The 15005-nt window shown below is 32.1% G+C and carries 11 protein-coding genes; 7 read left to right on the top strand and 4 right to left on the bottom strand.

Going from position 1 to position 15005, the window contains the following annotated elements; all coding sequences use genetic code 11:
- Positions 1 to 14 precede the first annotated feature (14 nt).
- A complete protein-coding gene (locus EI427_RS07235) occupies positions 15 to 1295 on the bottom strand; it encodes a UDP-N-acetylmuramoyl-tripeptide--D-alanyl-D-alanine ligase (RefSeq protein WP_126613159.1) in 1281 nt (426 codons plus the stop codon).
- Between the two features lie 189 nt (positions 1296 to 1484).
- Here EI427_RS07235 and EI427_RS07240 point away from each other — a divergent pair, with 189 nt between their 5' ends.
- From EI427_RS07240 to EI427_RS07265, 6 genes are all read left to right on the top strand, one after another.
- Positions 1485 to 2417 (top strand): malate dehydrogenase, encoded by a 933-nt coding sequence (locus EI427_RS07240; RefSeq protein ID WP_126613161.1) that lies wholly within the window; start codon positions 1485 to 1487, stop codon positions 2415 to 2417.
- Positions 2418 to 2626: 209 nt separating this feature from the next.
- Positions 2627 to 3952: a protoporphyrinogen oxidase gene (gene hemG, locus EI427_RS07245; protein WP_126613163.1), complete on the top strand. Its 1326-nt coding sequence runs from the start codon at positions 2627 to 2629 to the stop codon at positions 3950 to 3952.
- A 74-nt stretch (positions 3953 to 4026) separates the two neighbouring features.
- The gene (gene fsa / locus EI427_RS07250; RefSeq protein ID WP_126613165.1) at positions 4027 to 4683 is read left to right on the top strand and encodes a fructose-6-phosphate aldolase; all 657 of its coding nucleotides are present in this window, start codon (positions 4027 to 4029) and stop codon (positions 4681 to 4683) included.
- Positions 4684 to 4751: 68 nt separating this feature from the next.
- Entirely contained in the window at positions 4752 to 4955 is a 204-nt protein-coding gene (locus EI427_RS07255; protein WP_126613167.1) for a fructose-6-phosphate aldolase, read from the top strand.
- A 7-nt stretch (positions 4956 to 4962) separates the two neighbouring features.
- Positions 4963 to 5679: a cell division ATP-binding protein FtsE gene (locus EI427_RS07260; RefSeq protein ID WP_126613169.1), complete on the top strand. Its 717-nt coding sequence runs from the start codon at positions 4963 to 4965 to the stop codon at positions 5677 to 5679.
- Positions 5672 to 6043 (top strand): DUF983 domain-containing protein, encoded by a 372-nt coding sequence (locus EI427_RS07265; protein WP_126613171.1) that lies wholly within the window; start codon positions 5672 to 5674, stop codon positions 6041 to 6043. Before EI427_RS07260 ends, EI427_RS07265 begins: the two co-directional genes overlap by 8 nt.
- Positions 6044 to 6091: 48 nt before the next feature.
- Here the strand turns inward: EI427_RS07265 and EI427_RS07270 are convergent, their stop codons facing one another.
- From EI427_RS07270 to EI427_RS07280, 3 genes are all read right to left on the bottom strand, one after another.
- Positions 6092 to 9019, bottom strand: a complete 2928-nt coding sequence (locus EI427_RS07270; protein ID WP_170178417.1) for a WD40/YVTN/BNR-like repeat-containing protein — start codon at positions 9017 to 9019, stop codon at positions 6092 to 6094.
- 85 nt (positions 9020 to 9104) lie between these two features.
- Complete coding sequence (locus EI427_RS07275) at positions 9105 to 10496, bottom strand: outer membrane protein transport protein (protein ID WP_126613175.1); 1392 nt, start codon at positions 10494 to 10496, stop codon at positions 9105 to 9107.
- Positions 10497 to 10563: 67 nt separating this feature from the next.
- Positions 10564 to 11844, bottom strand: a complete 1281-nt coding sequence (locus tag EI427_RS07280; protein ID WP_126618355.1) for a citrate synthase — start codon at positions 11842 to 11844, stop codon at positions 10564 to 10566.
- 426 nt (positions 11845 to 12270) lie between these two features.
- On the opposite strand from EI427_RS07280, the gene topA reads away from it, so the two are divergent.
- Positions 12271 to 14706 (top strand): type I DNA topoisomerase, encoded by a 2436-nt coding sequence (gene topA / locus EI427_RS07285; RefSeq protein ID WP_126613177.1) that lies wholly within the window; start codon positions 12271 to 12273, stop codon positions 14704 to 14706.
- The last annotated feature ends 299 nt before the right edge of the window (positions 14707 to 15005 follow it).

Raw genomic sequence — 15005 nt, forward strand, 5'->3', positions numbered from 1 at the left:
ATGGGGTTTTTGTTTTATAATGAATTTTTCAATATTTCTAATCCCATACTTCTTGAGCCTTTTATTAGTATAAGTTCGGAGTTAATGGAGTGTTCGGAGAGGTAAGCAATAACTTCTTCTTTATTACTGAAGAAAAAAGCTTGATCATTTTCAAAGAATTTAAAACGATCACCTACAAAGATACAGTGATCATAATTTTGATCTATCGCAAGTTTTGAAATCCTCAGATGTTCTTCTTCGCTAATAGAGCCTAATTCAAACATATCTCCAAGTATACATCCTTTAGGTGATGAGCTATCAATTTTAGTAAGATTTTCTATTGCAACTTCCATAGAAGATGGGTTTGCATTATAGGCATCCAAAATGAGTGTATTATTTTCGGTCTTAAAAATTTCAGATCTATTATTTGAAGGAATATAAGCTGCAATTGCTCGATTCATTTTATCTTGATCAATACCCAAATTTTTTCCTACACAAAATGAAGTTAAGATATTTTCAAAATTATATGCTCCAAATAAATTAGTAGAAATCACGTCACCCTGTCTGTCCTTGTACACAATAAATGGATTGACTTCTACAAATTCCAAATTGGCAAAATCATATTCATTACCATAATAGATAGGAGATTTCATTCTCTTAGACATATTATTTAAAATATCATCGTTCGAATTAATGTAAATCACACCATCATGTTTAATAAGATAATCAAAGACTTCACTTTTAGCTCGGACATTTAATTCAAAACTACCAAAACCTTCAATATGATCCATTCCAATATTAGTCACAAAACCTTGGTTTGGCTTTCCTATTTTACAAAGTTCAGCAACTTCTCCTACATGGTTATCACCCATTTCAATTAATGCAACTTCAGTATCTAAAGGCATTGAAAGTAATGTTAGAGGAACGCCAATATGGTTATTGAAATTACCTTTTGTAGCATGAGTTTTAAAAGTTGTCTCACAAATTTTCACAAGAATTTCTTTTGTGGTTGTTTTACCATTAGAACCTGTAATTGCAATAACTGGTATATCAAATTGTTCTCTGTGATGAGCAGCTAATTGTTGTAAAGTTGTAAGGGCATCATCAACTAAGATGAATTTATCAGATTTAACAACAGTAGAATCGTCAACTACAACATATTTAGCACCTTTTTCTAGTGCTCCTTCTGCATATTTATTACCATCAAAATTCCCGCCTTTTAAAGCAAAAAATAGACAGTTTTCTTTAATATTTCTTGAGTCAGTACATATCTCACTGACTTCTAAATAGATACTATATAAATCTTCAATTTTCATATTAAAAAAGGATATTTTTATGCAATCTGATAAGATAAATTTGTTATTGCAATATTATCAAAATTAAAAAACTGACAAAAATCATATACTTGATTTTTCAATATCACTCAAATAAGTAGAGAAAATATCGCAAATTGCAAAAGTAAAATATTTACAAATTAACTTTTTAACTTTTAAATACACAAACAAATGAAAGTAACAGTAGTGGGTGCGGGTGCAGTAGGTGCAAGTTGTGCAGAGTATATTGCAATTAAAGATTTCGCTGACGAAATTGTGTTAGTAGATATCAAAGAAGGTTTCGCAGAAGGAAAAGCAATGGACTTAATGCAAACTGCTTCTTTAAACGGTTTTGATTCTACAATCACTGGAGTAACTAACGACTATGCAGCAACTGCTGGTACTGACGTTGCTGTTATTACAAGTGGTATTCCTCGTAAGCCAGGTATGACTCGTGAAGAGCTTATCGGTATCAACGCAGGTATTGTGAAAACTGTTTCTGAGAATTTAATTAAGCATTCTCCAAAAGTAATTATTATCGTAGTATCTAACCCAATGGATACAATGACTTATTTAGCTGCTAAAGCTACAGGTCTTCCTAAAAACCGTATTATCGGTATGGGTGGTGCATTGGATAGTGCTCGTTTTAAATATCGTTTAGCTGAAGCTTTAGGTTGTCCTCAATCTGACGTTTCTGGTATGGTTATCGGTGGTCACTCTGACGTAGGAATGGTTCCGTTGATCGAAAAAGCTGTTCGTAATTCAGTACCAGTTTCTGAATTCTTATCTGAAGAGCAAAAATCAGCAATCGTAGAAGCTACTAAAGTTGGTGGTGCTACACTAACTAAATTATTAGGTACTTCTGCTTGGTATGCTCCAGGTGCTGCAGTTTCTGAATTAGTTAAAGCTGTTGCTTTAGATTCTAAGAAAATGTTCCCATGTTCAGCTCTATTAGAAGGTGAGTATGGTTTAAATGATCTTTGTATCGGTGTACCAGTTATTATTGGTAAAAACGGTATCGAAAAAATCGTTGAAATCGAATTATCAGAAGACGAAAAAGCAAAATTAGTTGCTTCTGCTGAAGGTGTTAAGAAAACTAACGCTCTTTTAGAAGTTACTGCATAGTTATCTATAAATAGAGTTTATCTATTTTAATAATATTGAAGGCTATCTCTTTATTGAGGTAGCCTTTTTTATTTCAAATATTTTAAGGTGACTACTTAATATTTAACAATTTTAAAAAGATGATTAATTCCTTTAAAAAAGCACCTTTAAAGGTGTATGGAGTTATTTTTTGATTTAAATTGCATCTTACATTAATCGATGATAGGATAATGAGAATAGGAATAATAGGAGGTGGGATATCAGGTCTAACAACTGCTTTTTTATTAAAAGAAAAAGGATTTGATTGTGTAGTTTTAGAAGCTGCGCAAACTTCTGGTGGTTGTATACAAACAGATACTATAGAGAATAGAATCTATGAAAACGGACCAAACTCTCTTTTATTAACAGAAAGTCATTTAGACTTAATCAATAGGCTTGGAATAACGAATGAGTTGTTAGAAGCAGAGGGTGTTAATAAAGATAGATTTATTCTTAGAAATGGGAAATATAGAATCTTACCTTCTGGTCCTCAGAATTTCTTCTCCAATTCATTTTTCTCATGGTCTTCAAAATTTAAGATAATGACTGAATTTTGGAGGAAAAATAAACCTTCATCAGAAATTGAATCATTATATGATTTTATCAATAGGAGATTTAATGATGAGATTTGTGATTATGCTCTTGACCCTTTTGTTTCTGGAATTTATGCAGGAGATGCTAAAAAGTTAGCGGTTAAAGCAGCTTTCCCTGCCTTGTATGAAGCAGAAAAAGAATATGGTTCTATTATCAAAGGAATGATAAAATCATCTAAGAAGAATAAAGAAAAAGGAGCTCCGACTCAAAGAAAAAAAGCATTTAGTTTTAAGAAAGGTTTATCTACTTTTATTGATGGCTTATCATCAAAAGTAGAAGTCAAATTGAATACTAAGGTTGTAGATATAAAAAAGGAAGGAGATCAATTCAAAATTATAACTGATAAAGATACTTTACTGTTTGATAAAGTAATTGTAACTTCTTCAGCTCATACTACGGCTCAATTCATTAAGAATTTATTACCTTCAATTTCAAAGCAATTGAATAACCTTTACGCACCTCCAATGTGTATTGTTCATTCCGTTTATAAGAAAGATGATATTGAACGCCCAATTGGTTTTGGCGGACTAAATCCTTTGTTAGAAAAAACATTTACCTCGGGTAGTATATGGAGTAGCTGTATATTTCCAAATAGAGCAGGAGCTGACGAGGTTCTAGTAACAAGTTTTGTAGGTGGTGTACAACGTGCAAAAAATACATTACTTTCTGAAGATGAAATTAAATCTAATGTGAAATTAGAATTAGCTAAAACTTTGGATTTTAATGAAGAGCCTGTCTTCCAGAAAATATACAAATGGGAAAAAGCAATACCTCAATATTCTGCAGAGATATTAAAACTTTGGGATGATTTAGAAACGAATGCTATTCCAAACCTTTATTTCAATGCCAACTGGAAAGGAGGGATTTCTGTACCAAATTGTATTGATAACTCAATTAAATTAGTCGATTCTCTAGATAAATAAATTATATAATTTGATTTTCTAGATAAATCTATATTTTTGTCTTGATTTTAAACACGATTAAACGTCTTTGACTTATGAAATTTTTTATAGACACAGCTAACTTAGAAGAAATTAAAGAAGCACATGCTTTAGGTGTATTGGATGGTGTAACAACTAACCCATCTTTAATGGCTAAAATAGGTGTTAAAGGAACTAAAGCTGTAAACGCACATTACAAAGCTATCTGTGAAATTACTGATGGAGATGTAAGTGCTGAAGTACTTTCTACAAACTATGAGGATATGATTAAAGAAGGAGAAGTCCTTGCTGCAATCGATCCTAAAATTGTTGTAAAAGTACCTATGATTGAAGACGGTGTAAAAGCAATCAAATATTTCTCTAGTAAAGGAATTGATACAAATTGTACACTAATCTTTTCTGCAGGGCAGGCATTATTAGCAGCTAAAGCTGGAGCTACATATGTATCGCCATTTATTGGTAGATTAGACGATGTTTCTACAGATGGATTACAATTGGTAGAAGATATTGTTGATATTTTTGAAAACTACGGTTTTGGAACTCAAGTATTAGCGGCATCGGTACGTCATCCAATGCATATTTTAGATTGTGCTAAATTAGGTGCAGATGTAGCAACTTGTCCACTTAGTGTAATTAAATCTTTATTAAACCACCCTTTAACAGATAAAGGTTTAGCTCAGTTTGTAGCTGATGCTAAAAAAATGGAGGAGTAAAAGTATTTTATTTCAATAAACTAATGAGGCATTCATAATAGAATGCCTCATTTTTATTACATTGTTTTATGTACATTATAAAAGTAAAAGGGAAAGCAAAAATTCCAAATTACATTCAACTTCGAGACGAGGATTTTGTATTAATTGCTTATTTTAGAGCGGATAGACCTTTGACTAAATTAGAAAAATATGGTTTAGAAGGTAAAGAAGAAGCTCTTAAGGGTGTTATTGAACAGCTTCCTTTTGGTAAGATTCAAAAATTGGAGATCTAATATAAATATGAATCACATAGTATCTTTAAGAAATGTAAAAGTAAAATATGAAGACGCAGTAATATTTTCTAATATCACTTTAGATATTGCTAAAGGTGAATTTATATATTTACTAGGACCAACAGGTAGTGGTAAATCATCCATCTTAAAATTACTTTATGCTGATTTACATCCATCTGAAGGGGTAATTAAAGTAAATGATTTTAATGTTTCTTCTATTGAAGAAAAGCAAATTCCTTTCTTAAGGAGGTCTTTAGGAGTTATTTTTCAAGACTTTGAACTTCTGACGGATAGGAATGTTCTAGAAAACCTAATTTTTGTAATGAAAGCAACTGGTTGGACTAGTAAGACATCTATGCTTAACAAAGTAGATGATTTATTGGATTTAGTAAAGTTGCCTAAAATTACAAAAGAAAAAATGCCACATCAATTATCTGGAGGGGAACAACAAAGAGTAGCTATTGCTAGAGCTTTGGTAAATAATCCAGATTTAATAATTGCCGATGAACCTACGGGTAACTTAGACCCCAAAGTATCACGCTCTATTTTACAACTCTTTACAGAAATTAATGATAAAGGGACAAGTATTATAATGGCGACACATCAGCATTCTTTTTTAAAAATTAATCCACAAAGAACAATTATCTGTGAAGGGTCTGAAATTAAAGACATTTCTAAAGAGCAAGTTCAACAAAAACTAGATTTAGGAAATCAAAATGGCTAAATCAAAAATTCAAGCAATTGTATCTCGTAAATGCCCAAGTTGTAGGGAAGGGGATATATTCACTAATAGCACATTATCAACAAAATTTTCTAAGATCAATAAGCGCTGTAAAGAGTGTAATGCAACATTCGAACCTGAAACAGGTTTTTATTTTGGTGCAATGTATGTTAGTTATGGAATAAATGTAGCATTAATGTTTGCTACTCTATTTTTTACTTATTTTATTTTTGATCCTGAAAATCCACTGGTTTATATTTTTGCTGCAACTATACCTATGATGGTATTTATGCCGTTCATTTTTAGATTATCAAGATCTATTTATCTCCATTTATTTGGAGGTTTACCATATCGACCAAAAAAATAAAAAAAAGCCCTTCTCATGAATTGAAATTGAGAAGGGCTTTTTTATTCGTTAAGGTATTTTCTTTGTTTTTACTCTTCCTTTTGGTGCTTCTTTTTTATTAATAATCAACTTCATTTCTTTTATAGCAGATCCAACAGCTATTTTGACCACATATTCTCCATCAATTAAATAACTGATATTGTTATCTGTTTCAGGGAATATATAATCACTACCAATCTTGTTTCCGTAATCAAGTTTTGATGAATTATCAACTGAAAGGTTATAAGGAACATAATTAATTCCTTTAGTAAGATCAATAGAAATTTTCTTTACAATAACATCATTGAACATAATTTCTATGATAGCATTATTATCATTATTTGTAAAAACAGGAATGTCTATGCTTTTTTCATAAGGTTTTCCCCATTCAAAATATCCTTCAATCATTCCCCATTTTTCATTATACATTACATCATCCATATCAAATAATACAAGCTCTTCATTTAACGTGTTATTATTTAATTTTTGGACTTCATTTAATTGACCTACATAAATTGATCTTCCATGTGTACCTACAATAATTTCATTATCCCTTGGGTGAATCACTAGATCGTGAATTGCAACATTTGGTAAACTACCCAATATTGAGAAATCAATACCTTTATTAAAAGAGATATAAAGACCTTGATCAGTACCTATATAAATGATATCAGTATTTTTAGGATCTTCCTTAATCACATTTATTGCTTCTTTTGGTAAACCTTTACCTATTTCACTCCAATTCTCACCCAAGTCATCAGAAACATATAAATAATGATTGAAGTCGTCGTTTCTATATCCATTTAAAGAAACATATACTCTTTCCTTTTTATGCATTGAAGCAATCACTCTACTAACCCATAAGTTCTTCGGAAGCCCTCTTGAAATGTCTTCCCAGTGTTCGCCAACATCAGAAGATCTATTTATTCTACCGTCATCAGAGCCCGTATAAATAAGGCCAAAAGATAGTGGTGATTCTGAAATAGAAGTAAGTGTGCTAAAAGGAACGTTTCCTTGTTTATTATTATAAGTTAAATCATCTGATAAAACCTCGAAATTTTCTCCTTTATCAAAAGATCTATAAAATCTATTTGCACCAAAATAAATAATATCGCTATTATGAATTGATACATGAATAGGAGACTGCCAATTCCATCTTAAGGGTTTCTCATCTAGATTATGTGTAGGAGTAATGTATTTTGAATTTCCTGTTAATCGATTGATTCTATAATAATTTCCAAATTGATAACCCGTATAGATTGTCTTATTATCCCTAAGGTCTATACCAACTTGCATACCATCTCCACCCATTATTGTTTGAAAATCTGTCTTACCAGAATTTTGCCATTCTCTATTTATTTCAGTTTTAGATGAACCAACCCAAACACCATTATCTTGCATTCCTCCGTATATATTGTATGGTTTTTCCATGTCGACATTTACAGAATAGAACTGTCCTACAGGAATAGAATTTGCTTTAAAATAAGTCTGTCCATCATCATAAGTTATATTGACACCTCCATCATTCCCTAGTATAAAATGGTTTGGGTTTTTAGGGTTAATCCATAAAGCATGATGATCTACATGAACATTTTCAGCACCTTTATCAATCCAAGTTTTACCGGCATCTTCAGACTTTAAAAAAGGAACACCAAGTATGTAAAGATTATTGTCGTTTGTGGGGTCAATTCTGATATTACCAAAATAATATCCAAAAGAATATACAACTCTATCTAATGGTTTGTCATGAGTTTTTACCCAAGTTTTTCCTGCATCATCAGATCTATAAATTTCAGCACCTTTTACTGGTGTATTAAATAAATTATCTCCTGCATCTCCAAGGTATTCAACTAAAGATTTTGGAGTGTATTTTTTATTTTTAATATCCTCTTTAATTGATTTAGCTGTATACTGTTTTGGGAATTTATATTTATCTAAAAATGCATTTATATCATCGTCAGCTAATAAATCAAAGTCTGCACTAGGCATACTAAGTAAGATCTGTTTTGTTAAACGTATTGTTTTAGCATCTTCTTTACTCTCTCTGTGTTCTTGATTGTCTAAAAATGCATACAAAGTACTAGAGTTAGAATTCGATATAGTTAAACCAATTCTTCCAACACCATTAGATGTAGGGAAACCACTTTTGTCTGTTGTAATTCTTTTCCAATTTTCACCACCATCTTTTGATTTGTATATTCCCGATTCTGCTCCAGAACCTTTAAAATCCCATGCTTTTCTGGTACGTTCCCAGGCAGAAGCATATAATATTTTAGGGTTTTTAGGATCTATTATTAAATCAATGATTCCTGTACTATCCGAAATGAATAATGTTTTCTTCCAAGTTTTACCAGCATCCGTAGATTTAAATACACCTCGTTCTGTATCTTTAGTATAAAGGTTTCCGATAGATGCCACCCATAAAGTATCTTTGTGTGTAGGATGCAAAACAATTCTACTAATATGCTGCGTTTTCTCTAAACCAGAAGGAGACCAAGTGATACCATTATCATTTGATTTAAATAGACCTGCACCAGCATAACTAGATCGACTAGAATTGTTTTCTCCCGTTCCAATCCATATTGTTGAAGTTTCGTCATTCCAATCAACAGCAATATCACCAATAGTCATTGCTGCCTCATTTTGAAATAATGGTTTAAAATCAATTCCATTAGAATTAGAATACCATAATCCACTAGAAGCATAAGCTACAAAAAACTCACTGGGGTTATTTGGATTACCTTCAATATCCGTAACTCTTCCACTCATTACGGTAGGACCGACATTACGGAATGGAATATTTTTAAATAATGATGTGGAGTCTAAATTCTGATGTTGGTTGAAATCCAGAATTCTTGAACTTTGTTTAGCACTTTTTGATTTTTTCTTACTTTTCTTCTGTGCATATGTTGGAAGTAAAGTGGCAAATAGGAGTAATATAATAATTGACTTGAACATTGGATTCATTAAGTTTAATAATCTACTGATTAAAAATAATGAAATAGTTTAAGTACTTATAATGAATAGTAAATATTTAAAGAAATTACATTTGCGTTCTATCCTTAAAGTGATAGGTGATTCCAAATATTAAGTTTAATTGTAAATAACTCGTTTCTGTATTTGTATTAAAATCATTTAATTCAGAATAAGGTCGGGCAGTAAGATTAACTAACTGAGGATTGTTTTCGGAAAAGCCAAAATCGGCTACTATACCTGCAATAATATTAAAGTTTGATCCAAACCATTCCACACCTGAAGAAAGGTGATATACATCCCAATAATTAAAAGAAAGAAAATTATCTTTTGTGAAATTAATGTCCTCTTGATTTATAAAATTAAAATCAGTCCTAAAACCCATCAATATATTCATGTCGTTTAGGATTCTATGTTTTACACCAGCAGCGTAATTTATAATCCTTTTATTTGATAATGTATACTGATTATAAGCTGGGTCTGGTGAAGGGTTAATAGTACTTTCAGTTTTTAATTGTAATAAATTATATTTGCCAACTTTACTAAAAAAGCCAACCCTGGCAGAGTACTGTGTAAGCTTTGTTGTATAACCTAAATTTAAATCAAAAGTAAATGGTAGAGAATAAGAAGTGTTTACTTTATCTTGATTAGAAGAGTATTTTTGTAAAACTCCATTATCATCTAAGGTTTCAGAAATTCTTCTAGAATAGGCCGTAGACAAAAATTTAATTCTAATATCAGGTGTTTCAAAGTTTAACCCTAAGTTAAGTTTTTCATTATAATGCCATGCAATCCCTAATTTCCATAAAAGTGATACATGAGAGTATTTTAAATTTTTGAAATCAGTGCTATAATTTGTAGCTAATTTGTTTGTATACCAACTTTCGTTTACGTTGGAAGTAATTTCTGTAGATTTGATGTCGACAAAATGAGTAATGCCAATACCAATATTATCAGTAAGTCTATATGTAGTTCCTATTGCAAACCTATCATTTCGTAGCGAATTTTTATAGTTATAGAACCCTTCGTAGACTTGATTGGAATTGCTAATTTGTGCCGTATTTTGAGCCGAATGTTCACTCTTTTCATTTAGCAGATTAAATATAGCGTAGGTTACTTTAAACCTATTATTTTTAGCTCCAAATGCAGTACCTGCTAGCATCTGAGGTTTAGTTGTTAATTGATTCCCTTTGATATCTATTCCTTCACCTGCTCCATTTTGTATATGTAAAAACGTATAGCTAATTAGGTCGGAAGTTAAAGACACATTTGGGGTTTCTGTAAATGCTAATGCACCGGGGTTATAAAAAATTGCACTGTTATCAGAAGCACCAGAAGCTAATGACCCACCTAATAAATTACCGTTTGGGCCTTGTTGTTGCGACCAATAATAATTATTCTGTGCATAGGCAGTAGTGGATATAAGTAGTAGGGAAAGATAGGTTAAATAGAAGCGTATCATGATTGAATATTATGAAGAAAAAAAGCCATCATTACTGATGGCTTTTCTTTATATTTTAAACAACAAATTATTTTGTTGGATAAGGTCTTGCTGGAGAACCAGTATAAATCTGACGAGGACGTGAGATTGGTTGATTCAAGTTTCTTGATTCTTTCCATTGAGCGATCCAACCAGGAAGACGACCAAGAGCAAAAAGAACTGTAAACATTTCTGTTGGGAAGCCCATTGCTTTGTAAATAATTCCAGAATAGAAATCCACATTTGGATATAATTTTCTTTTTTGGAAGTATTCGTCTTGAAGAGCTTTCTCTTCTAAACCTTTTGCGATCTCTAATAATGGATCTTCAATGCCTAATTTATCTAAAACTGCATCAGCATGCTTTTTGATGATTTTAGCACGAGGGTCAAAGTTTTTGTAAACTCTATGCCCGAATCCCATTAAACGGAAAGGATCGTTAGGATCTTTTGCTTTAGCAATATATTGATCAACATCTCCACCATTAGCGTGAATGTCTTCCAACATTTCAATTACAGCTTGGTTTGCACCACCGTGTAAAGGACCCCATAAAGCATTGATACCTGCTGCTATTGCAACATATAAAGATGCTTGAGATGAACCTACAACTCTTACAGTTGCAGCAGAACAGTTTTGCTCGTGATCTGCATGTAAGATTAATAATTTATCAAAAGCCTCTACTAAAACAGGATCGATTTTATATTCTTCTGTTGGTAATCCAAACATCATTTTCATGAAGTTTTCAACGTATCCTAATTTGTTTTCAGGATAGTTTAAAGGATGACCTAATTTTTTCTTAAATACCCAAGAAGCTAGAGTAGGTAACTTAGCAATCAAACGGTGGATTGTTAAATCAACCATTTTAGGATCTCTATTAGGATCTAATGATTCTGGGTGGAATGCAGTAAGTGAAGTAACCAATGAAGATAAAACTCCCATTGGATGAGCATCAGCAGGGAAACCATCAAAAATCTTTCTGATATTTTCGTGTACTAATGTATGGTGTGATATATCATCTTGGAATTTATCAAATTCTTCAGATGTTGGTAATTCACCATTAATTAAAAGGTAAGCAACTTCAGAGAAAGAAGAATGCTCACAAAGGTCTTCAATAGAATAACCTCTGTATCTTAAAATACCTTTCTCTCCATCTAAAAACGTAACGTCACTTGTCGTTGAACCCGTGTTCTTGAATCCTACATCTAGTGTAATCAATCCACTTTGACCACGAAGTTTACTAATGTCAACTCCGATTTCTTCTTCTGACCCTTTAATTACAGGGAGTTCGTAAGATTTACCGGCATACGATAATTGCGCTGTTTCTTCACTCATGTCTTTGTCTGAATTTGTTTGAGGTTTGTTGTGGTTAAGTTCTACTTCTTGCATAATCTTGTGATAGATAATTAATTTTTCGCACGTGTATTAATAAAAACCATATAGAAAATTTTACCCATTATGTATTTGAGTGCCTAAATATATTTTAAGATTTACTTTAATGCAAAAAAAACATAGTAAATAACAGCCCTATTGATCTAAAACGGTTAAAAATCAGTGGTAATAGTTTTTTCCGTTATTAAATGACTATTATCATGTAATTTTGAAATTAAAGTTACTTTTAGGAATGATTTGAATAAATTTTTAATAAAAATGTGATTTTTTTTGGAAGTGTACTGTTATTTATAATAAGTTGTTTCGCGCGGGAGTTATACCACAAATTAATTACCCTAAAATCTGAACAAAGGATAGATATATATATAAATGACTAAGAACTTATTAATTGTCGAGTCACCTGCAAAGGCAAAGACTATCGAAAAGTACCTAGGTGAGGGCTACACCGTAAGATCAAGTTATGGCCATGTACGTGACCTAAAGAAAGGGAACGATGCAATTGATGTTGACCACGATTTCATTCCCCACTACGAAGTCTCTCCTGATAAAAAGGATGTTATTAGAGAGTTGAAGAAATTATCAAAGGATGCTGAAATGGTATGGTTAGCAACCGATGATGACCGCGAAGGAGAAGCTATATCTTGGCATCTTAAGGAGACATTAAAATTAAAAGATAACGATACAAAAAGAATTGTTTTTAGAGAGATTACTAAATCTGCAATTCAATCTGCAATCAAGCATCCTAGAACTATTGATTATGATCTAGTAAATGCACAACAAGCAAGACGTATCTTAGATAGATTAGTTGGTTTTGAACTTTCGCCAGTTTTATGGAAGAAAATTCAAAGAGGACTTTCTGCTGGTCGTGTGCAAAGTGTAGCAGCAAGGTTAGTAGTTGAAAGAGAAAGAGAAGTTGAGGCATTTAATGCTAAAGACTTCTTTAAAGTAATAGCAACGTTTGAACTTGATAATAATAAATTCTTAGAAGCAGAATTAAGTACTAAGTTTAAAACAAAAGAAGAAGCAAATTCATTCTTAAATGATTGTCTTGGAGCTGACTTCTCTATTTCTGATATTAAAACAAGGCCTGGTAAGAAAACTCCAGCACCTCCTTTTACTACTTCTACACTTCAACAAGAAGCAAGTAGAAAATTAGGCTATTCGGTTGCTTCTACGATGTCAATTGCTCAGAAATTATACGAAGCGGGCCATATTACATATATGCGTACCGATTCATTAAATCTATCAAATGATGCAATTCAATCGGCTACAGAAGAAATCTCTAGAGTCTATGGGAAAGAGTTTGCACACGAAAGACATTTTAAAACAACAAATAAAGGAGCACAAGAAGCTCACGAGGCTATCCGACCTACCAACTTTAAAAATCATAAATTAGAGTTGTCTGATAATCGTGAAGCACGCTTGTACGATCTGATATGGAAAAGAGCAGTAGCCTCTCAAATGGCTGATGCTAAATTAGAAAGAACTACTGCAGAGATTACAACTCAAAAGAGAGCTGAAAAATTTGTAGCAAAAGGAGAGGTAATTATCTTCGAAGGTTTCTTGAAAGCATATATTGAATCTAATGATGATGAAATAGATGAAGACGAGGACACTAAAGGAATGCTACCACCATTGTCAATTGGTCAAGGTATGCCTTTAGATCAAATGAATGCAACTCAACGTTTTTCTAGACCTCCAGCGCGTTACACAGAAGCTAGTTTAGTGAAGACTTTGGAAGAAAAGGGTATTGGTAGACCATCTACATATGCACCAACAATTTCTACAATACAACGTAGAGAGTATGTAATTAAGGAAGCTAGAGATGGTAAGGAAAGAAATTACGTGAAAATTGTTCTAAAGGATAATGAGGTTAGCGAAAGACAGTTGACCGAAACATATGGAGCAGAGAAAAGTAAATTATTCCCTACAAACATGGGAATGGTTGTAAATGACTTTCTTGTAAAACACTTTCCAAATGTTGTCGATTATTCTTTTACTGCAAATGTAGAAGAACAATTTGATGAAATCGCACATGGTAATTTAGAATGGCAGAAAATGCTTGGTGGTTTTTATAAACCATTCCATGATACTGTTGTTGATACAGAAGAAAATGCAGATAGAGCGGAAGCTCATGCAGAAAGAGAACTAGGAATTGACCCTACAACTGGTAAAAAAGTAATTACACGTTTAGGTAGATTTGGCCCTATTGCACAAATTGGAGACCAAGAAGACGAAGAAAAGAAATTCGCTTCCTTACGTAAGGGACAATATTTAGAAACAATTACGTTAGAGGATGCTCTTGAACTATTCAAGCTTCCAAGAACAATTGGAACATATGAAGACAAAGTTGTAGTAGCAGCAATTGGTCGTTTTGGACCTTATATTAGACATGATGGAAAGTTTGTCTCTCTTGGCAAAGAATACGCTCCAGAAACAGTCGAATTAGATGTGGCTATTGAATTAATTGAAGCAAAACGAAAAGCGGATGCTGAAAAATTAATCAAGACTTTCGAAGAAGAAGAAAATTTACAACTTCTAAACGGTAGGTGGGGACCTTATATTTCTTACAATAAAGCTAATATTAAGATCCCAAAAGAGCTTAAAGAAAAAGCAAAAGAACTTACTTACGAAGAAGTTAAGAAAATAATTGAAGAGGCTCCTGAGCCAAAAACAAGAGGTAAAAAAGCCGCGGCAACTAAAAAGGAACCTGCTAAAAAGAAAGCAGCGACTAAGAAACCTGCAGCAAAAAAAGCTCCTGTAAAGAAAAAAGCCACTACAAGAAAAACGGCAACTAAAAAATAATTAATAAGGGACTATTCTAAATTTAGAGTAGTTCTTTTTTATTAAACCAAAAGAGAGATGTTGGTTAGTATATTGAATAACAGATTTTTACACTCGTTTTTGAGTGTTATTTATCATATAAATCAACTATTTTTCTAAGAATTAATTTTAAAATAAAATAAAAAAATATCGAGTATTCGCATAAGCAAATTTGATGTTTGTTTTATTTTATTTAGAATTGTATTATTAAACATAAGTGATCTCGGTCATTTTATGTTTTTATTATAGTAGCAATACACAAAACAAACTTGTGCACCCAA

Origin of the sequence: Flammeovirga pectinis (assembly GCF_003970675.1) — a bacterium.
Lineage (GTDB): Bacteria > Bacteroidota > Bacteroidia > Cytophagales > Flammeovirgaceae > Flammeovirga > Flammeovirga pectinis.

Excerpts from the sequence above, each read along its gene's own strand:
- EI427_RS07235 (WP_126613159.1), bottom strand. The coding sequence starts at position 1,295 with ATGAAAATTGAAGATTTATATAGTATCTATTTAGAAGTCAGTGAGATA.
- EI427_RS07240 (WP_126613161.1), top strand. The coding sequence starts at position 1,485 with ATGAAAGTAACAGTAGTGGGTGCGGGTGCAGTAGGTGCAAGTTGTGCA.
- hemG (WP_126613163.1), top strand. The coding sequence starts at position 2,627 with ATGAGAATAGGAATAATAGGAGGTGGGATATCAGGTCTAACAACTGCT.
- fsa (WP_126613165.1), top strand. The coding sequence starts at position 4,027 with ATGAAATTTTTTATAGACACAGCTAACTTAGAAGAAATTAAAGAAGCA.
- EI427_RS07255 (WP_126613167.1), top strand. The coding sequence starts at position 4,752 with ATGTACATTATAAAAGTAAAAGGGAAAGCAAAAATTCCAAATTACATT.
- EI427_RS07260 (WP_126613169.1), top strand. The coding sequence starts at position 4,963 with ATGAATCACATAGTATCTTTAAGAAATGTAAAAGTAAAATATGAAGAC.
- EI427_RS07265 (WP_126613171.1), top strand. The coding sequence starts at position 5,672 with ATGGCTAAATCAAAAATTCAAGCAATTGTATCTCGTAAATGCCCAAGT.
- EI427_RS07270 (WP_170178417.1), bottom strand. The coding sequence starts at position 9,019 with ATGTTCAAGTCAATTATTATATTACTCCTATTTGCCACTTTACTTCCA.
- EI427_RS07275 (WP_126613175.1), bottom strand. The coding sequence starts at position 10,496 with ATGATACGCTTCTATTTAACCTATCTTTCCCTACTACTTATATCCACT.
- EI427_RS07280 (WP_126618355.1), bottom strand. The coding sequence starts at position 11,844 with ATGAGTGAAGAAACAGCGCAATTATCGTATGCCGGTAAATCTTACGAA.
- topA (WP_126613177.1), top strand. The coding sequence starts at position 12,271 with ATGACTAAGAACTTATTAATTGTCGAGTCACCTGCAAAGGCAAAGACT.